The 18,441-nt window shown below is 74.2% G+C and carries 17 protein-coding genes and 1 pseudogene; 13 read left to right on the top strand and 5 right to left on the bottom strand.

What is annotated here, in order from left to right; translation table 11 throughout:
• Positions 1 to 164: 164 nt before the first annotated feature.
• The 4 genes from MW084_RS15090 (at position 165) to MW084_RS15075 (ending at position 3,011) form a co-directional block, all read left to right on the top strand.
• Positions 165 to 791 carry a DJ-1/PfpI family protein gene (locus MW084_RS15090; protein WP_029553483.1) on the top strand — a complete coding sequence of 209 codons (627 nt, stop codon included), beginning with the start codon at positions 165 to 167 and terminating at the stop codon, positions 789 to 791.
• A 272-nt stretch (positions 792 to 1,063) separates the two neighbouring features.
• Positions 1,064 to 1,936, top strand: coding sequence for a putative protein N(5)-glutamine methyltransferase (locus tag MW084_RS15085; RefSeq protein WP_010470417.1), 873 nt, complete (start codon positions 1,064 to 1,066; stop codon positions 1,934 to 1,936).
• Positions 1,937 to 2,544: 608 nt separating this feature from the next.
• Complete coding sequence (locus tag MW084_RS15080; RefSeq protein WP_158684317.1) at positions 2,545 to 2,766, top strand: hypothetical protein; 222 nt, start codon at positions 2,545 to 2,547, stop codon at positions 2,764 to 2,766.
• Positions 2,763 to 3,011 carry a hypothetical protein gene (locus MW084_RS15075; RefSeq protein WP_010470421.1) on the top strand — a complete coding sequence of 83 codons (249 nt, stop codon included), beginning with the start codon at positions 2,763 to 2,765 and terminating at the stop codon, positions 3,009 to 3,011. Before MW084_RS15080 ends, MW084_RS15075 begins: the two co-directional genes overlap by 4 nt.
• Here the strand turns inward: MW084_RS15075 and MW084_RS15070 are convergent.
• Both MW084_RS15070 and MW084_RS15065 read right to left on the bottom strand, forming a co-directional pair.
• Positions 3,002 to 3,424, bottom strand: a pseudogene (locus MW084_RS15070) (peptidase); the annotation flags it as partial. The gene MW084_RS15075 and the pseudogene MW084_RS15070 sit on opposite strands and share 10 nt — an antisense overlap.
• A gap of 157 nt (positions 3,425 to 3,581) precedes the next feature.
• On the bottom strand, positions 3,582 to 4,517 hold the full coding sequence (locus tag MW084_RS15065; protein ID WP_010470423.1) for a LysR family transcriptional regulator: 936 nt from the start codon (positions 4,515 to 4,517) through the stop codon (positions 3,582 to 3,584).
• Between the two features lie 213 nt (positions 4,518 to 4,730).
• On the opposite strand from MW084_RS15065, the gene MW084_RS15060 reads away from it, so the two are divergent.
• Both MW084_RS15060 and MW084_RS15055 read left to right on the top strand, forming a co-directional pair.
• Positions 4,731 to 5,228: a hypothetical protein gene (locus tag MW084_RS15060; RefSeq protein ID WP_010470424.1), complete on the top strand. Its 498-nt coding sequence runs from the start codon at positions 4,731 to 4,733 to the stop codon at positions 5,226 to 5,228.
• Positions 5,229 to 5,695: 467 nt separating this feature from the next.
• Entirely contained in the window at positions 5,696 to 6,571 is an 876-nt protein-coding gene (locus MW084_RS15055) for an alpha/beta fold hydrolase (protein WP_010470425.1), read from the top strand.
• Positions 6,572 to 6,695: 124 nt separating this feature from the next.
• On the opposite strand, the gene MW084_RS15050 is transcribed toward MW084_RS15055, so the two are convergent.
• Positions 6,696 to 8,420 carry a SpoIIE family protein phosphatase gene (locus MW084_RS15050; RefSeq protein WP_010470426.1) on the bottom strand — a complete coding sequence of 575 codons (1,725 nt, stop codon included), beginning with the start codon at positions 8,418 to 8,420 and terminating at the stop codon, positions 6,696 to 6,698.
• 378 nt (positions 8,421 to 8,798) lie between these two features.
• A complete protein-coding gene (locus MW084_RS15045) occupies positions 8,799 to 10,082 on the bottom strand; it encodes an adenylosuccinate synthase (protein WP_255114827.1) in 1,284 nt (427 codons plus the stop codon).
• 173 nt (positions 10,083 to 10,255) lie between these two features.
• Here MW084_RS15045 and MW084_RS15040 point away from each other — a divergent pair, with 173 nt between their 5' ends.
• The 5 genes from MW084_RS15040 (at position 10,256) to MW084_RS15020 (ending at position 14,544) form a co-directional block, all read left to right on the top strand.
• Positions 10,256 to 11,131 carry a hypothetical protein gene (locus MW084_RS15040; RefSeq protein ID WP_010474330.1) on the top strand — a complete coding sequence of 292 codons (876 nt, stop codon included), beginning with the start codon at positions 10,256 to 10,258 and terminating at the stop codon, positions 11,129 to 11,131.
• A gap of 94 nt (positions 11,132 to 11,225) precedes the next feature.
• A partial coding sequence (locus tag MW084_RS15035) for a hypothetical protein (protein ID WP_275563633.1) occupies positions 11,226 to 11,413 on the top strand: 188 nt, incomplete at its 5' end.
• Positions 11,414 to 11,471: 58 nt separating this feature from the next.
• The gene (locus tag MW084_RS15030) at positions 11,472 to 11,924 is read left to right on the top strand and encodes a hypothetical protein (protein WP_029553782.1); all 453 of its coding nucleotides are present in this window, start codon (positions 11,472 to 11,474) and stop codon (positions 11,922 to 11,924) included.
• Positions 11,921 to 14,002: a hypothetical protein gene (locus MW084_RS15025; protein WP_010474332.1), complete on the top strand. Its 2,082-nt coding sequence runs from the start codon at positions 11,921 to 11,923 to the stop codon at positions 14,000 to 14,002. The genes MW084_RS15030 and MW084_RS15025 overlap by 4 nt, the downstream gene beginning before the upstream one ends.
• Positions 13,999 to 14,544, top strand: coding sequence for a hypothetical protein (locus tag MW084_RS15020; RefSeq protein WP_010474333.1), 546 nt, complete (start codon positions 13,999 to 14,001; stop codon positions 14,542 to 14,544). The genes MW084_RS15025 and MW084_RS15020 overlap by 4 nt, the downstream gene beginning before the upstream one ends.
• A gap of 73 nt (positions 14,545 to 14,617) precedes the next feature.
• On the opposite strand, the gene MW084_RS15015 is transcribed toward MW084_RS15020, so the two are convergent.
• Positions 14,618 to 15,130, bottom strand: a complete 513-nt coding sequence (locus MW084_RS15015; protein WP_010474334.1) for a GbsR/MarR family transcriptional regulator — start codon at positions 15,128 to 15,130, stop codon at positions 14,618 to 14,620.
• A 92-nt stretch (positions 15,131 to 15,222) separates the two neighbouring features.
• Here MW084_RS15015 and MW084_RS15010 point away from each other — a divergent pair, with 92 nt between their 5' ends.
• Both MW084_RS15010 and MW084_RS15005 read left to right on the top strand, forming a co-directional pair.
• On the top strand, positions 15,223 to 16,119 hold the full coding sequence (locus MW084_RS15010; RefSeq protein WP_010474336.1) for an ABC transporter ATP-binding protein: 897 nt from the start codon (positions 15,223 to 15,225) through the stop codon (positions 16,117 to 16,119).
• On the top strand, positions 16,116 to 17,738 hold the full coding sequence (locus MW084_RS15005) for an ABC transporter permease (RefSeq protein WP_010474338.1): 1,623 nt from the start codon (positions 16,116 to 16,118) through the stop codon (positions 17,736 to 17,738). Before MW084_RS15010 ends, MW084_RS15005 begins: the two co-directional genes overlap by 4 nt.
• Positions 17,739 to 18,441: the final 703 nt, after the last annotated feature.

The following is an 18,441-nucleotide window of genomic DNA, read 5'->3' as shown; positions in this document are numbered from 1 at the left end:
GNCGNNNNGNNNGACGGGCGGCGGTGAAAGGCGCTTGCGGCAACGGGCGGAGCCGGGTTTCGTGTGCGGTGAGCGCCACGACCGGCACGGTGCCGGGCCGCCCGCTCCCCGCGGACGCCGAGCGGCGGGGGCACGGGCGCGGGCGCGGCACCCGGGAGACCTCCGTGACCAGTACCACCGCCCACCGCGGGACCGTCCACCTCGCCGTCTACGACACGTTCGCCGACTGGGAGACCGGCCACGCGACGGCCTGGGCGGCCCGCGGCGGGTACCGGATCCGCACGGTCGGCCCGACGGCCGCCCCGGTCACCACGATCGGCGGCCTGCGGATCACGCCCGACCTGGCCCTGGCCGACCTGCGCCCCGGCGACAGCGCGATGCTGGTCCTGACCGGTGCCGACCTGTGGGACGAGGGCGACGACCTGGCCCCGTTCGCGGCGAAGGCCCGCGCGTTCCTCGACGCGGGCGTCCCGGTCGCGGCGATCTGCGGCGCGACCGCCGGGCTGGCCCGCGCGGGACTGCTGGACGACCGCCCCCACACCTCGTCCGCCGCGGTCTACCTGGCGGCGACCGGGTACGGGGGCGGCGGGCACTACGTGGAGGCGGACGCGGTGGCGTCCGGGGACCTGATCACCGCCGGGTCGACGGAGCCGGTCGCGTTCGCTCGCGAGGTCCTGGGCCGGCTGGGCGTGTTCGAGGGCGAGCGCCTCGACGCCTGGTACCGGCTGTTCCACCACTCCGACCCGGCCGCGTACGAGCTCCTGAACTCCGAGGAGGAGGACGGTTCCTGAGAGTGCGTGGGAGGGAGCCGCGCCGGGGTGTGTTCCGCCCGGACCGGCCGGCTCCCGGCACTCCCCGGGGCCGGCCGGTTCGGCCGGCGGAAGGCCGTTGTCGGATAGGGTGTCCCGAACGCCACGAGGACGTACGAGGAGTGGGGAGGTGGGACCGGTCAACGCCAGGCAAGGACGGGTGCTCCCCTCCGAGGGCGGCACGGCGGTCACGCCGCGACCGTGACACGACCGCCGGGAGCACACCGCGTACGCGGCCCCCGAGAGGTTTCCACGTGTCCACGATCCCCGCGCCCCGCACCCCCGGAGGACCCGCTTCCGGCGCCGCCCCGGCATCCGCCGGCCGCACCTGCCCGACCGGGTCGGCCGGTGTGGCCGGCGCCCTCCGCGCCGCCGGGTGCGTCTTCGCCGAGGAGGAGGCGGAGCTGCTGCTCGCCGCCGCCCGGACCCCCGCCGAACTGACCGCCATGGTGGCGCGCCGCGCCGCCGGGCACCCCCTGGAACACGTCGTCGGCTGGGCCGGCTTCGGCGGCCTGCGGATCGCCGTCGACGAGGGCGTGTTCGTCCCGCGCCGCCGCACCGAGTTCCTCGTCGAGCGGGCCGCCGCACTCGTCCCGCACGGCGCCCGCCCGCTCGTGGTCGACCTGTGCTGCGGTACGGGAGCGCTGGGCGCCGCCCTGGTCACCGCCCTGGGCGGCGCCGCCGGCCTGCACGCCTCCGACATCGACCCGGCGGCCGTGCGCTGCGCCCGCCGCAACCTCGCGCCCCTCGGCGGGCACGTCCACCGCGGCGACCTGTACGACGCCCTGCCGCCCGGCCTGCGGGGCCGCGTCGACCTGCTGCTGGCCAACGTCCCGTACGTACCGACCGACCAGGTCGCCCTCCTTCCGCCGGAGGCCCGCCTCCACGAGGCCCGCGCCGCCCTCGACGGCGGCGCCGACGGGCTGGACGTGCTGCGGCGGGTCGCGGCGGACGCGGCACGCTGGCTGGCGCCGGGCGGGAGCCTGCTGTTCGAGACCGGCGCGGCCCAGGCCCCCGCGGCCGTCCGGATCGCCGAGGCGTCCGGCGGGCTCGCCGCCCGGGTCGCGACCTGCGAGGACCGCCGCGCGACGGTGGTCGTCGCGACCCGGGCGCACGACGCGGCCTGACCGGGACGCGGACCGGGGGCGCGTGCACGGACGGGGGGACGGGCCTGAGCGGGAGCCGCGCGTACGGGCCTGAGCGGGGCCGCGCGTACGGGCCGGGGCCCGCGGCCCGTGGTGGCGGCGCCGTCGCGCGGAACCGCCCTGCCGCCCCGGCGGCTCCCCCCGGCGGCTCTCTCCCGGCGCCCGCGCCCATCGGTCCGCGCCCGCCGGTCCGTGCGCTGCCGGTCCTCCCCCGCGGGGCCGCGCTGTGGGGCCGTGGGGCGGGTAGGCGGGAGGGAGGAAGCCGAGGTGCGTACGCATGTGCGGTGATATGCGAAGATCCGGAGGGCGGGTCCTCATCTTCCGTGAATCACCGTGCCCCATCCAGCGGTTGGCAGGAGAGCAGTCATGAGCGACAGTCCCCGGCGGCCCGGGCCCGGGCCCGACCGCGGCAGCGGCGGTCCCGTCGGGGCGGCTCCCGACCGGCGCACACCACCCTCCGGCGGCCCCGGCGGCGGGCGCACCGGGGCCGCCGCCCGCGTGCGCGCCGTCCGCGCCCGGGGCTCCCGGAAGCCCGCCGCGCCCCCGGCCCGGAGGGCGCCCCTCGCGGGCGCCGCGGTCCTGTGAGGACCGTGATCGCCGGGCGGCTGGTCGAGCTGCCCGGCACCATCGCGGCGATCCGGGCCGCCCTGGACGAGGAACGGGCGCGGATGTTCGACGCGGAGATCCCGCACGTCCCCGTGGCGGAGCTGCCGCTCGCACTCGCCCGGTGGGCGCTGTCCACGACGGACGCCGACCGGGAGGACGCGGAGCTGTTCGACCGCCTGGCACGCGGCGAGGGCGTACCGGAGTGAGCCGCTACCACCTCCAGTACGCGCCCCCGGCGGACCTCGCCCTCGACTCCATGGACGCGTCCCTGCGCACCCGGTTCGACGCCGGGATGCACGCCCGGCTGGTCCCCGACCCCTACGGGTACGACTCGGTGCCGATAGGCCCGGACGAGGACCGGCGGGAGGCGACGGTGTCGGGCGTGGTGATCCGGTACTACGTGAGCCGCGGCGTCCGCACGGTCACGGTCGTCCGGGTCGTCTACCTCTGAGGGGCCCGCTCGCCGCCGGCCCCGTGGAGGAGCGCGGCGAGCCGCGGCGCCGGGGCGGGCGATCCTTCCGCGCGGGCGGGCACCCTGCCGCAGAACTCCGCCTCGATCACGTCGGTGTACAGCGAACCGTCGCGCAGCCAGTCCCCGTTGACGTCGAACGCGAGCCGGTGCCCCCCGTCCACCGTGCCGACCATCGCGGACAGGGAGCCGTTGGCGCGTCCGCTCTTGCCGACCGCCCTCACCCCGCAGGACAGCCGCGCGAACTCGACCCCCGGCCCGTACCCGATCCCCCCGCCCGCCGGTACTTCCCGGAGGAGCTCCCGCATCTGCGCGGGCGGGAGCAGCTTCCCTCCGAACAGGGCGCGGTGGAAGCGGTCGAGGTCGCCGGTGGTGGTGATGACATCACCGGCCGCGCTCCGGATGACGCCGGGTCGGTCCCCGGAGGTTGACCACCGCGGCGCACGCCGAAGTGCGCGGCGTGCGGCCCCGGGTGACGCAGTGCCGGCAGGGCGGTCGGCTGCCGGGACGGGTGGTCGCGGTCGTGCGGGCCGTCCGCCTCCGGAGGGCTCCTCACACGGCGGGGGACGGGGCCGTCGTCTCCCACCACCACCCCGGCGTCCCGTCGGGGCGGCACCCGACCGCGGTGGTACGGGTGCGGGCGCGCAGGACGCGCAGGAGCGCGGCGAGGGCCGGCGGGGCCGGCCGGGAGGCGGACCAGGCGAGCACGGCGTGGCACGGCGGCAGGTCGGAGACCGCGACGTACCGGATGCCGGGGCGGGGCATGAGCTGCCGGCAACTGGCGGGGATGAAGCGGATGCCGTGCCCCAGGCCGACGTGGGTGATGCACGCCTCCAGGGTCGTGACGGCATGGGACGTGTAGGCGACGGGCGCTCCGCCGGGACGCGGGTCGGCCGCCCAGAAGGCGCGCCACTCGGGGTTCAGGGCGGGTGAGAAGCCGATGACGGGGAGGCCGTCGAGCTCCGCCAGGGCGACCTCTGCACGGTCGGCGAGCGGGTGGCTCCCGGGCAGGCACACGTACCGCTCCTCCGTTCCCAGCCGGAGCGTGCGGACGCCGTCGGGCACGGGCGCGTAGCAGACGACCGCGTCGACGCCGCCGTCGAGCAGGGCCCGCACCTGGCCGACGTTGTCCACGTCCCGCCACTCGACGACGGGGGCGCCGTCGTGGCGCCGGAGCGCGTCGAAGAGGATCCGCAGGGCGGGCAGCGCGGACAGGTAGGAACCCAGCACCAGGCGGTCGGTGTCGTGCCGGGACGCCTCCCGCGCGGCCTCGCGCAGCGCGTCCGCGGCGCGCACCGCCGCGCGCACCGACGGCAGCAGCGCCTGCCCGGCCCCGGTGAGCCGGACACGGCGCGTGGAACGCTCCACCAGGGCGACGCCGAGGAGTTCCTCGAGGGCCCGGATCTGCCGGCTGAGCGCGGGCTGGCTGACGAAGACCCGGTCGGCCGCCCGGCCGAAGTGCAGTTCCTCCGCCAGTGCGAGGAACATGCGCAGTTGTTGCGTACTCGGATCCGTGGGCATCGCTCCCCCGCCTGCCGCCCGGTCGCCGCCGTCGATGAACGCAGGGTATCAATACCCTTTTTTCGCGCATCAATTGAGCCTTCCGCAACGGGCTTTCACGGGTCCAGGATGAAGGGGAATCGAAAAGGAGCGGCGAATTCGGCGGCAGCCGGTCCACCGCTCAGGGGGAAAGGCAGTGACATGCAGGTGAAGTCATGGCCGGCGAGGGCTCTTTCGGTCGCGGTCGCGACCCTGGCCCTGTCGGCGGGCGCCCTGACGGGTGCCGCCCGAGCCGACTCGCACGCCGGCTCGCAGACGCGGACGGCCTCGGCCCCGGCCGGGGCAGCGGGCGGTTTCTACTGGAAGTGCACGCACAAGAGCGCTCCCAGTCGCACCGATCCGGGAGGGCGCGACGCCTGGATCAACTACGACGCGCCCAACAAGAGGGACCGGGCCGGAATGAGGTTCACGGCCGACGGCGAAATCGTCACGGTGTGGAACAACAGCCGGATGGCCATGGAATACGAGGTCTATTTCCAGGGCACCAAGGGCCCGATCGTGTGGCGTTGGATCCTGGAGCCCGGCGGCCGCCACCACACGGCGAACCTCTCGATCGCCGAGGGGCACCGGGTGCAGATGTCGGTCCTGCCGTGGCAGATCACCCTCGGCAGTTGCGTCGACAACGGCGGCCGCACCTGAGCCGCCGTCACGGGCGGGCCGTACGACGGTGGCGGCCCCGGTGAGGCGCACGTGCCCGGCGGGGCGCTCGCCGCACCCGGGGACGGGTGCGCCCCGTACGGCCTCCCCGCCGGGAGCACGACGTCGATCCGGCCCGGCCCGCCGCCTCGACCGGCTTCCCCGCCCCGGCGGGGGCGCGGTCGCGGCCGCGGCCGGAGGAGCGTGGGTGCCGGAACCGGCTCCGGCGCGGCCCGCGGCACGACCGGCCCCCACCCCNGCGCCGGGGACGGGGTGGCGGGCCACCCGGCGCGAGAGGCCCCGCGTCCGGCCCCGGAGACGGGGGACGGTGGGCGGTGGTCGATTCGCCGGGGCGAGCGGGCCGGGGTGTGGAAAAGCCGTGCGGGCGGCCCGGCGGGTGCGTTACGGTGACTGGCGAGACGATACGTCTCGTCTGATTTCTGATCCGATCGCATCCGAGGGAGCGCACCGTGCACCGTGAACACCTCGTCGACGCCGCGCCCGGCGTCCGCCTGTGGGTGGAGGAGCGGGGGGACGCCGACGCGCCGGCGCTCCTGTTGATCATGGGCGCCCAGGCGTCCGGCGTGGGGTGGCCCGACGAGCTGGTGGACGCGCTGGCCGCGCACCACCGGGTCGTCCGGTACGACCACCGCGACACCGGCCGCTCGACCTGGTCGTACGAGACGCGGCCGTACGCGATCACCGACCTCGCGGACGACGCGCTGGCGGTGCTGGACGGGCTCGGGGTGGAGCGGGCGCACGTCGTCGGCATGTCCCTGGGCGGCATGCTGGCCCAGCTCCTGATCGCCGACCACCCGGAACGGCTCCGCACCGCCACGCTCCTCGGCACCTGCGCGCTCAGCACCACTCCGTACACCGCGCCGGACGGGACCGTCACACCGGTCGGGGAGCTGCCGCCGATCGACCCGCGCATCCTGGACATGTGGGCCCACCGCCCCGTGGACCTCGCCCCGGAGGACGAGATGGCCTGGCGGGTCGAGCACTGGCGGCTGCTGAACGGCGACGCGATCCCGTTCGACGCGCAGGCCGCGCGGGAGACGGAGCGGCGCGTGCTCGCCCACACCGGGCACGCCCGGATCAGCACCGCGCACGGGCGGGCCGACCACTCGGGGATGCTCCGCACCGAGGCCCTCGCCGCGACCGACGTGCCGACGCTGGTCGTGTCCGCCCCGGCCGAACCCGTCTTCCCGCCGCCGCACGCGCGGCACCTGGCGCAGGTGATCCGCGGTGCGCGGCTGGTGGAGGTCCCCGGCATGGGGCACGCGCTGCCGGGGCCCGTGCTGGAGCCGCTGGCGAAGGCCATCCTCGACCACACGGCGGCCTGACCCGGGCCGTACAGCGGGCCGCGCGGGCGTACGGCCCCGGACCGGCCGCGCGGTCCCGGATCCGGCCCGGGTCCGGGACCGCGCCCGCGCCCGCGCCGTACGACCGCCGTCGCCGCGGCGGCGGTCAGTCCGGGATCCGCAGGACCAGCAGCGCCACGTCGTCCTCGTTCTGCTCCGGTCTGGCCCGCTGGAGCAGTTCGTCCGCGAACGCCTCCACGGGCCGGTGCGCCAGCGCCGCGGCGTGTCCGCGCAGCCGGTCCAGGCCCTCGTCGAGCGAGCGGCCCGGTTCCTCGATCAGGCCGTCCGTGTAGAGCATCAGCGTCGATCCGGGCGGCAGCTCCGCCGTCGCGTCCGCACGGGCCACCCGCCCCTTGTACGCACCGAGGCCCAGGAGGACGCCGTGGCCCTCGGAGAGGTACCGCGCCGCGCCGTCCCGCGTGACCAGCAGCGGCGGCGGGTGCCCGGCGTTGGTCCAGGACAGCCCCCACCGCCCGTCGGCCGACACGGACATCCGGCCGAAGACCAGCGTGGCCATGGAGACCTCCGCGATGTGCAGCGACGCCTGGTCCAGCCACTCGACGATCCCGCTCGCCGGCCCCTGCTGCGCCCACGCGTACGCGCGCAGCATGTTGCGCAGCTGCGCCATGCCCGCCGCCGCCTCCAGGTCGTGACCGACCACGTCCCCGATCGCCAGCGCCAGCGCCCCGTCGCTCAGTACGAACGCGTCGTACCAGTCGCCCCCGACGTGCGAGGCGTCCGGCGCGGGCAGGTACCGGGCCGTGATCCCCAGCCCCGGCACGGTCGGCAGCTGCGGCAGCAGATGGCGCTGCATGGTCTCCGCGACCTTGCGCTGCCGCTGGTACAGCCGGGCGTTGGCCAGGGCGAGGCCCGCCCGGCGCGTGATGTCCTCCAGCAGGGCCACGTCGGCCGCCGTGAACGCCTCCGACCGCTCGGAACGGCCCAGGGTGAGCGCCCCGAGGATCTCCCGCAGGCCCCGGATGGGCGCGATGACCGCCGAGTGCATCCCCGTCGCCTCGAACAGGCGGCGCTGCTCCAGCGCGACCTCCGAGTCCGGCGGACCCTGGTACGTCTCCGGGCCCGCCAGCGCCGACGACTCGCCGCGCAGCGCCCGTGACAGGGGCATCGGCGACTCCGCCGGCACCGGCGGCATCGGGCCCTCCAGCTCCTCGACGTGCACCAGGGTGTCGTCCTTCGCCTGCACGACGGCGGTGCGCCACACCTCGTCCGGCTCCCTGAGCAGGTCGATCACCGCCCAGTCCGCGAGCCGGGGCACCACCAGGCCCACCAGCCGGTCCAGGGCCTCGTCCACGTCGAGCGTGGACGTCAGCGCCGTGGTCGTCTCGGCGAGCAGCGCCAGCCGGTCCAGCTCCGACAGCGACGCGGAGGGCCGCCGCGGGGACCGGGTGGCCGGGGGCGCGGAGTCGGGCGGATGGAAGAGCACCAGGGTGACCGGTTCCCGCCCCTCCTGGTCCAGGCAGGTGACCAGCCACGACAGCGGGATCAGCGATCCGTCGCCGCGCTCCGCCCACTCACCGGGGCTCTGGGCCGTGTGCCCGGCGAGGGCGGCCTTCCGCAGCGCGCAGTGCGCCCTCGGGGTGGGGTCGCCGTGCCGGTCGCGGTGGAGCAGCTCGTGCGCGTCCCGGCCGACGAGCTCCGCGGCGGGCCGGCCCAGGATCTGCTCGGCCGAGGCGTTGACGGCGGTGATCCGGCCGCTGTCGTCCAGCAGGCAGGCGCCCGCCGCGAAGGCGTCCAGCACCGCGGCGAGCGTCCCGCTCGCGAAGTCCGGCGACTCCCGGCCGGACGCGCCCGCCGTCTCCGCGGCCGTCATCTGCTCGCTCGCCTCCCGCCCGCCCTGTCCGGGAGCCGTCTCCCGGTGCTTCTTCCTGCACCCACTCTCCCCCACCACCGGACGCCGACGCCACGGCCCCCGGGCGCGGACCGCGAACCGGACCTCCCGCCACGGCGGAGTCGAACCTCACGGAACGTACGGCACCCCCGCCCCGCCGCGTCTCCGCGGGCCTGCCGCGCCCGCACCGGTCCCGCCGGACGCGCCCGCCGCGAGCGGAGGGCGGGCGTCCGCGAAGCGGCCCGGTGACACCCGCGCGCCCCACGGGGCGCGGCCCCGGCGGCGGGGCGGGAGACGGGCGAAGCCCCCGTACCGGGCCGCCGGCGCGGGGGCTTCGCGCGGGCCGCGCCCGCCGCGGACCTACAGGAACGAGTTGATCTCGATCGTCTCGGTGCGGCCGGGGCCGACGCCGATCGCGGAGATCGGGGCGCCCGACATCTCCTCCAGCGCCTTCACGTACGCCTGCGCGTTCTTCGGCAGGTCGGCGAAGGTCTTCGCCTTGGAGATGTCCTCCGACCAGCCCGGGAGGTACTCGTAGACCGGCTTGGCGTGGTGGAAGTCGGTCTGCGAGTACGGCAGCTCCTCGACGCGCCGGCCGTCGATCTCGTACGCCACGCAGACCGGGATCCGCTCCCAGCCGGTCAGGACGTCCAGCTTGGTGAGGAAGAAGTCCGTCAGGCCGTTCACGCGCGTCGCGTACCGGGCGATCACCGCGTCGAACCAGCCGCAGCGCCGGTCGCGGCCGGTGGTGACGCCCCGCTCGCCGCCGATGCGGCGCAGCGCCTCGCCGTCCTCGTCGAACAGCTCCGTGGGGAACGGACCGGCGCCGACGCGGGTCGTGTACGCCTTCAGGATGCCGATGACGCGGCTGATCTTCGTCGGGCCGACGCCGGCACCGGTGCAGGCGCCGCCGGCGGTCGGGTTCGACGAGGTCACGAAGGGGTACGTGCCGTGGTCCACGTCGAGGAGCGTGCCCTGGCCGCCCTCGAAGAGGACGACCTTGCCCTCGTCGATCGCGTTGTTCAGGATCAGCGTCGTGTCCGCGACGAACGGCCTGAGCTGCTCGGCGTACTGGAGCATCTCCTCCACGACCCTGCCGGCCTCGATCGCGCGCCGGTTGTAGACCTTGGCGAGGAGCTGGTTCTTGACCTCCAGGGCCGCCTCGACCTTCTGGGCGAGGATCGACTCGTCGTAGAGGTCCTGGACGCGGATGCCGACGCGGTTGATCTTGTCGGCGTAGGTCGGGCCGATGCCGCGGCCGGTCGTACCGATCTTCCGCTTGCCGAGGAACCGTTCCGTCACCTTGTCGAGGGTGACGTTGTACGGCGTGATGAGGTGGGCGTTTCCGCTGATCAGGAGCTTGGAGGTGTCGACGCCGCGCTCGTTCAGCCCGCTCAGCTCGGAGAGCAGGACGGCCGGGTCGACGACGACGCCGTTCCCGATCACGGGGGTGCATCCGGGGGAGAGGATGCCGGAGGGAAGGAGATGCAGCGCGTACTTCTGGTCGCCCACGACGACCGTGTGGCCGGCGTTGTTGCCGCCCTGGTAGCGCACCACGTAGTCGACGGATCCACCGAGGAGGTCGGTGGCCTTTCCCTTGCCCTCGTCACCCCACTGAGCACCGAGCAGCACAAGTGCGGGCACAGGCGTACACCCCTTCCGGGCGGGGCATGTCCAAGGCCAGGGGCGGAGAACGCCGTACGTCGGCGTACGACGGCAGCCCGAGCCGCTGGACCGGTGCCCCGGAATAGACGAAGCCCCTGGCGCAATAGCGCAAGGGGCTCTTGCACAAAGATGCTACCCGAGGAAGGACCGAGGTGTCGGCTCCCGACCAGCTCCTGGTGGTCATCGACCCGGTAGCGCGCCGTTGCGACGGCGAATCCGTGCGGATCGCGAGGGACGTGCTGTGCGGCGGCGCGGCCGCGAAGGTGTGCCTCCCCGACACCCCGCAGGAGTTCGCGCGGGCCCTGGCGCGGCGGGGCGCCCGGCGGCCCGTGGTGGTCGGCGACGACCGGGCGCTGGTACGGGCCGTGGCGCTGCTGCACCGGGGCGGCGAGCTGGGCGGGCAGGCCCTGGCGCTGGTGCCGGTGGGGCCGCGCGAGACGGTGTGCATCGGCGTGTCGCTGGGGGCGCCGCCGGGGGCGGTGACGGCGGCGCGGGCGGTGCTGGACGGGGTGGCGCGGCGGCTGGACCTGCTGGTGGACGACGGGGGCGGGGTGGTCGTGGGCGGGGTGCGCGTCCCGGAGGGACCGCCGTCGCCGGAGCCCCCGGCGGCGCCCGGGGCGCGGTTGCGGCCCCCGGCCGGCGGGACGCCGGTGCCGTCGGCGTGGGGGACGTACCGTTCGCTGGTGCGGACGCTGGTGAGGCCGGGGGCTGGGCGGGCGCCGCGGACGTGGCGGCGGCTGCGGGTGGAGGCCGACGGGCGGCTGCTGGCCGACGTGGACGACCCGGTGGAAGGGGTGACGGTGCTGGCGCGGGGCGGGGTGGCGGAGGTCGTGGTGCGCCCCCGGGCGGACGCGCCCCGGTGGTCGGCCGCCCGGGCGGTCACCGTGTCGGGCCCGGGCGGTACGGGCTTCCGCTACCGGGCGGACGCCGAGCCGGCCGGTCCGGTGCGCAGCCGTACGTGGACGGTCCGCCCGGCCGCCTGGTCCCTGCTGGTGCCGGCCCCGGCCCTGTCGCCGAGCGGGGCGTAGGGGGCCGCGGCGACGGGTCCGGAGCCCACCGGCAGGTGAGCGGGCTCCGTGGAGCGCGATCCGACGGGCGGCGCGGTGGCGGGGGCCCGGGGNNCGGGCGGCGCCGTGGCGGGTTCGGGTGCTGAGCCTGACGGTACTGAGACCGACGAATGTCGCGCGCTTGAGCCGCCCACCGCGACCGCGACCGACGCCGGCCGAAGCGACGACCGGCTTGTTCCCGTCATGGCTCCATCCGGTAAATCCCGTCCGGGCGTTGTTAAGTTGGCTTTCCACAACCGCTGAACAAGACAGAGTCAGGCGCAGAGGCGGTACAGGTCGACACGGGGGAGGTGTCCCGTTCGTGGCATGGGACGAGTGGGAGCGACTCAAGAGGGAAGCCGCCGACAGGCAACCGACGGCGATGCGGCTGAACCAGGTCGCACCGGACGGCGGCGGATCGCCGTCGCCGCAGGGTGACCTCAAGGTCAACCAGCAGGACCTGGCGGCGGTCGGCGACAGCGCGTTCAAGCTGTTCGACCGCCTCGGCAAGGACGGCCGCGACGCCTGGTCAGCAAGCCAGTCCGCCGCGAGGGACCTCACGACGCAGGGCTTCGCGCTGGGCGGCGCCCTCGACCATGTGCAGGAACGCTGGGAGAAGCAGCTCAAGACGCTGCTGGACGCCTGCGCGCACATCTCCAACCACATGGATTACACGAAGAACGCGCACGCCGGCGACGAATACCACATCGCGACCACCGTCAGCAGCATCGCGACGCTGGAGGCGGGCTTCTCCGAAGGGACGCGGCGCCGATGAACCTGGACACGCTGCGCAACGCAGAGTTCGGCCGGCTCGACCAGGCCATCACCGCCTGGAACGGTGTCGTGACCAAACTCAAGGCGTTGGAGACCGAAGCCCGCGACGACCTGAAAGCGAAAGCCGACAAGGCCAACTGGGCCGGTGTCAACGCAACCGTCACCCGGGGGTTCGTCACGAAGACGGCCGGGGAGTTCGCCGACGCCCACGCGCAGGCCAAGACCATCCACGACGTCCTCAAGGACACTCGGGACGAGCTTCAGGGCCACAAGGAGGAACTGGACCGGGTCCTCGCCCGGGGGCTGAAGAAGAACCTCACGGTGACGTCCACCGGGGACGGCGGCTTCACCGTCACGATGAACATCCACCCGGACCGGGCCGCGAAGGGCCACGACGTGCCCGACCACTCCCCGCAGGACATGGAGCACCTGCGGGACGACGTGGCGCGCATCCTGGGCCGTGCCACCGACAGCGACGACTCCGCGGCGAGGGTGCTGCGGGCCGTCGTCGACCAGGCCGAGTACGGCTTCTCCGGCGCCGGGTACAAGGACCGCGACTCGGCGGCCGACGCGCTGAAGAAGGCGGAGGAGGCGGCGAAGCTCATCGCGGAGAAGGGCGACGGGATGTCGCCCGAGGAGTTCCAGCGGTTGAACTCGACGCTCGCCCTCTACAAGAACGATCCGCTGTTCCAGGAGGAGTTCGCCACCACGCTGGGTCCCAGGCGCACCCTGGAGTTCTGGTCGGACCTGTCCAGCCCGGACAGCCCGAACGAGTTGTCGCGCACGCAGCTCAACCAGCTGGGCGAGTTCCAGAAGAACCTCGGCCTCGTGCTGGGCGGCGCCACCCAGTCGGACAGCCCCGCCATGCGGAGCTGGGAGAACGACATGGTGAAGCTCGGCAGCGAGCGCTTCACCTCGCGCCACGGCGACGCCTACGGCTTCCAGATCATGAGCAACCTCATGCGCACGGGCGACTACGACGACCGGTTCCTCAACAAGTACGGCACCGAACTGGTCGCCATGGAGAAGAAGATGCGGCTCCCGGACCGCTACTACCTGATGGAGCCGGTCCCGAAGATGAACTTCATCGGGGACGCGGAGTTCGGCCGCGACCCGATGACCGGTTTCATGACGGCCCTCTCCAACAGCCCGGACGCGGCGACGGAGTTCTTCAACGCGAAGAAGCCGCAGGACAACGCCCAGTGGGTCCTCGCGGACCGCCCGTCCTTCGACGACTCCCCCCTGAAGGACGGCCCGAACGAGGCCCTGGACGCCACGGGCCGTGCCATGTTCGCGGCCGTGTCGGGGGTGTCGGACCCGAAGGCGCCCGGTGTCGAGTTCCCGCCGCACTCGCCGGAGCACCGGGAGGCGATGAAGCGGACCCTGGGCATCCTGGCCGGCACGGGCAACGACTTCCCGGCCGAGTTCCGCGACGACATGGCCCTCGCCTTGGGCAACCACGGCGACTGGGTGCACAAGGCGATGAGTGCACCGCTCGTCGAACACGAGCTGAACTCCGAGGAGCTGATGGAGGTCAGCAAGCAGATCTCGCGGAACAAGGACGCCTACACCGAACTCGTCCGACAGATGCACGGGGCCGTCACGGCCGACATCTACACGGAGAAGGCGCACCCGGAGGACAGCCTCGACCGCGCCGGCCGCACGGTTGGTTTCCTGGAGGAGGCCCGCTACCAGGCGACCAACGACGAGAAGGGTGAGAAGCTCACCGACGCGTCGTGGGAAAAGGTCGGCAGGTACCACATCATCGGCGGCCTCGTCACCCCGTGGCACCCCGCCGGCGACGCGGCGCAGCGGGTCGTCGACGCGGTCACGTCGAAGATGCTGGAGGACGAACAGGCTCGGATCAACGCCCAGGCCACCGCGGACCACACCGAGACGTACAAGAACCGCAGGCAGGAACTCCAGAACCTCGCCGACATCTGGTACGCGCAAAACGAGAAGTGGGCGGAGGATCCGACACACGAGGGTTACTCGAAGGGACACGGCATCTACGCGCAGATCGAGGCCGCCGCGAACGACGGCAACAAGAAGGCCGAGGGGGTGTCGGGCAACCAGTGAACAGCACCCGGCGCGCCACCGCCTGCGTCATCACCTGCTGTCTCGCCCTGTCGCTCGCCGCGTGCGGCGGTGGGCGCGAGTACGCCGTCCCGAAGGAGGCGTGCGGGGTGCCTCTCGACGCGAGGAAGCTCGACCCGTTTCTCCCGGACGGCAAGGAATTCGAAGAAGTGGGCGAGCCCTTGGGCGCGCGTGACGGGACGTACCCGAGAGGCTGCGACCTCCGGGTGGACGGCTCGACGGTGGTCTTCCTCCACCTCTACCGGGAGGAGGAGCTCGTGGACCCGATGGGCGAGCTGGTGAGCCACCAGTTCGAGAACAGGGAGAAGATCGCGCACCTGCCCTTCGGTGGCCTGGGTGCCGTGGGCGATCGAAATGCCCTGGTCAGCACCAGGTGCGCTATCCCAGAGGCGGAGTACCTTGTCGTGGACATGGATTTCACCGACAAGGCCGACGGTGACGTCGCCGAACGCCGCCGGGATATCCAGGGCTTCGCCCTCGACTTCGTCCCGAGGCTGAAGAAACAGCTCGGCTGCACGAAGTGACCCGTGGCGGTGGGCGGCCGGCACCACGGGTCGGCCGTCCACCTCCACGGTGCCCCGTCGGGGCCCCAGCCCTTCAGGCGGAGGACGGCGGGCTCGCGGACTTGCGTTCGCGCCAGCGGGCCATGATCTGGAGCAGTTCGTCGTGGAGGAACTCGAAGAACTCCGCCGTCTCCGCCAGCCGCTCCCCCGCCGCCGTGTCCGTCCCGAGGGTTTCGGCGCCCTCGCGGAGGGTCTTCCGCCAGCGGACCAGCACCTCGTCGCGGCGGGTGAACACCTCGTACCACATGCCCTCGTGGAGTACGTACCGCTCACGGCGGGAACCCGGGTCGCGCTCGCGGCCGATCATGTCGACCTGCGCCAGGTAGCGCACCGCGCCCGAGACGGCGGCCGGGCTGATCCGCAGCCGCTCGCCCAGCTCGGCTGCGGTCAGGGCCGCTTCCTCCGAGGCGAGGAGCGCGGCGAAGACCCTGGCCGCCATGCGCTGCATCCCGGCCTGCGCCAGCTCCCCGGCGAAGCGCTCGACGAAGCGGCCCACCGCCTCCTCATCACGCTCCGGCCGCTCCGCGAGCCGGTCATCGGTCCCCATGCGCCCATCGTCTCCCGTCGTCCGTGGATCCGGCCGATTTTATACACTTTCTTAACTTCACAAATCTGTGAAAGAAGGCGTAGCGTCGAACCATGACGAACGCCATCACCGTCACCGGACTGCACAAGTCCTTCGGGCGTGCCCGCGCGCTCACCGGCCTCGACCTGACCGTCGCCACCGGCGAGGTCCACGGCTTCCTCGGCCCCAACGGCTCCGGCAAGTCGACTACCATCCGGATCCTCCTCGGACTGCTCCGGGCCGACTCCGGCACCGCCCGCCTCCTCGGCCGCGACCCCTGGCAGGACGCCGTCGAACTGCACCGTCGCGTGGCCTACGTCCCCGGTGACGTGACGCTCTGGCGCAACCTGTCCGGCGGCGAGGTGATCGACCTGTACGGCAGGCTGCGCGGCGGCCTGGACAGGGCGCGCCGCGCCGAGCTGCTCGAACGGTTCGAACTGGACCCGACGAAGAAGGGCCGCACGTACTCCAAGGGCAACCGGCAGAAGGTCGCCCTCGTCGCCGCCTTCGCGTCCGACGTGGACGTGCTGGTCCTGGACGAGCCGACCAGCGGCCTCGACCCGCTGATGGAGGGCGTCTTCCAGACGTGCGTCCGGGAGGAACGGGACCGGGGCCGCACGGTCCTGCTGTCGTCGCACATCCTCAGCGAGGTGGAGAGCCTCTGCGACCGGGTGAGCATCATCCGCAAGGGCCGCACCGTCGAGTCCGGGTCGCTCGCCGAGCTGCGCCACCTGACCCGCACCAGTGTGGAAGCCGAGCTGGCCGCCCCACCGAACGGGCTCTCACAGCTGCCCGGCGTCCACGACCTGCGAGTCGAGGGCAACCGCGTACGGCTCCAGGCCGACACGGACCGGCTCGACGCGGTGCTGCGCTGCCTCACCGAGGCGGGCGTGCGGTCGCTGACCAGCGCGCCGCCCACCCTGGAGGAGCTGTTCCTGCGCCACTACGAAGACGAGGCGGTGGCCCGGTGAGCGCCACCACCACCAGGGCCGCCGCCCCGCCCACGGCGGCCGGCGGCCCGCGCCACCTGGCCGGTACGGGCGCGCTGCTGCGCCTCGCGCTGCGCCGCGACCGGGTGATGCTGCCCGTGTGGGTGCTGGCCCTCGGCGTGGTCGTGGTCAGCGGTGCCGGGTCGATCGACGCCCTCTACCCGACCGCCGCCGACCGCGCCCAGGTCGCCACGTCGATGACGGCCAACAGCTCGCTGCGATCCCTGTACGGGCCGGTGTACGGGGACTCGGTCGGCGCGCTGGTCGCCTGGCGGTTCGGGGTGTTCGCGTCGGTCCTCGCGGCCGTGATGAGCCTGATCATCGTCGTCCGGCACACCCGCGAGGAGGAGGAGACCGGCCGCCAGGAGATGCTGTCGGCCGCCGTGGTGGGGCGGCGGGCACCGCTGACCGCCGCGCTGCTCGCCGCGCTGGTCGCCGACACCGCGCTGGCGCTGATCGTCACCGTCGGCCTGGCCGGGCGGGGTGCGGGCGGTGCGCTCGCGCTGGGCCTGGCGGTCGGGCTGACCGGCATGGTGTTCGCCACGATGGCGGCCGTCGCGGCGCAGCTGACGGAGAGCGCCCGGCTCGCGAAGGGCCTCACGGCCGGGGTGCTGGGCGTCGCGTTCGTGCTGCGCGCGGCGGGCGACGCGGGTGACGCCGGGGGTGGTTCGCTCCTGACGTGGCTCTCACCGGTCGGCTGGGCGGAGAACGTCCGGGCGTTCGCCGGGGACCGCTGGTGGGTACTGCTGCTGTCGGTCGCCGCCGTGCTGGTGCAGGGCTTCCTCGCGTACGGGCTGACCGGGCGCCGCGATGTCGGGATGAGCTTCCTGCCGACCCGGCCCGGGCCCGCCGAGGGGCGGCTCGCCACGGCGGGCGCGCTGGCCTGGCGGCTCCAGCGGGGCGGGCTCGCCGGGTGGGCGGCCGGGTTCCTCCTCGCGGGCCTCGTGTTCGGCGGGATGGTCGAGGGCGCCGCCGACCTGGTCGGGGACAACGAGCGGGCGCGGCAGATCTTCGAGCGGATGGGCGGCGCCCGGGCCATCGGCGACGCGTTCCTGAGCGCGCTGCTGGGCCTGTTCGGGATGATCGCCTCGCTGTACGCGGTCGGGTCGGTGCTGCGGCTGCACGGCGAGGAGACCTCGCAGCGCGCCGAACCGCTCCTGGCGAGCCCGGTCGGCCGGGTGCGCTGGGCGGCCGGGCACCTGGTGATCGCATTCGCCGGGTCCAGCCTGCTGCTGTGCGCGGCCGGGGCCGGAATGTACCTCTCGTACGGGCGGGACCTCACCGGAGTGATGGGCGCTGCGGCCGTGCAGCTGCCCGCCGTGTGGCTGCTGGGCGCGGTGGCGGTACTGCTGCACGGCGCCTTCCCGAAGGCCGCGGTCGCGGCGTGGGGCGTGGCCGGTCTCGCGGTCGCGATCGGCTGGATCGGTCCGGCGCTGGACCTGCCGCAGGCCGTGCTGAACCTGTCGCCGTTCGGGCACCTGCCGAAGCTGCCCGGCGCCGACATGGCGTGGCGGCCGGTGCTGGCCCTGCTGGCCGGAGCGGCGGTGCTGGTCGCGGCGGGGCTCGCGGGACTGCGGCGCCGGGATGTCGTCACCCCCTGACCGGAGGCTCTCCGGCCGGCGGCTCGTACCGGGTGCGGTTCGTGTGGCCCGCGGTTCGCACGGCCGCCGCTTGTACGGACCGCGGGCCGTACGGGCCGCCACCGACAAGGGCCGTCGTTCACACGGGCCTCCGCTCCCACGGGCCGGCCGTCCCCGCGGGCCCCACCGGGCACGGGCCGAAGGCCCGGTGCACGGCGCGGGACGTACGGCATGGGGACGGGACGGAAGCGAGACCGGTGGGCGGGACGTACGGCATGGGAACAGGACGGAAGCGAGACCGGTGGGCGGGACGTACGGCATGGGAACAGGACGGAAGCGAGACCGGTGGGCGGGACGTACGGCATGGGGACAGGACGGAAGCGAGACCGGTGGGCGGGACGTACGGCATGGGGACAGGACGGAAGCGAGACCGGTGGGCGGGACGTACGGCTGTCGGGCGGAGGCCGGTGCGGCGGGCCCGCGGGGTGACGGGCCGGCCACCGGCGGGGCACCGGCCGGCCATCGGGGCGAAGTGCCGCACGCGGCCGAGCGGAGATCCTCCGGAAGCGGGAAGCCGGAAGCCGGAAGCCGGAAGCGGGAAGCGGGAACAGGCCGGTCCGTCCCGCCGTCCCGGCCCGTCCCCGCCGTCCCGCCGAAGTCCGACTCGCCGTCGAAGGGGCCGGGCGATCACCGCCCCGGGACCGGGACCGTCCGTTCCCGCATC

This window comes from Streptomyces sudanensis (assembly GCF_023614315.1).
Taxonomy (GTDB): Bacteria; Actinomycetota; Actinomycetes; order Streptomycetales; family Streptomycetaceae; genus Streptomyces; species Streptomyces sudanensis.
The sequence above is the reverse complement of the archived record's forward strand: the minus strand, read 5'-3'. Positions and strand labels throughout refer to the sequence as shown.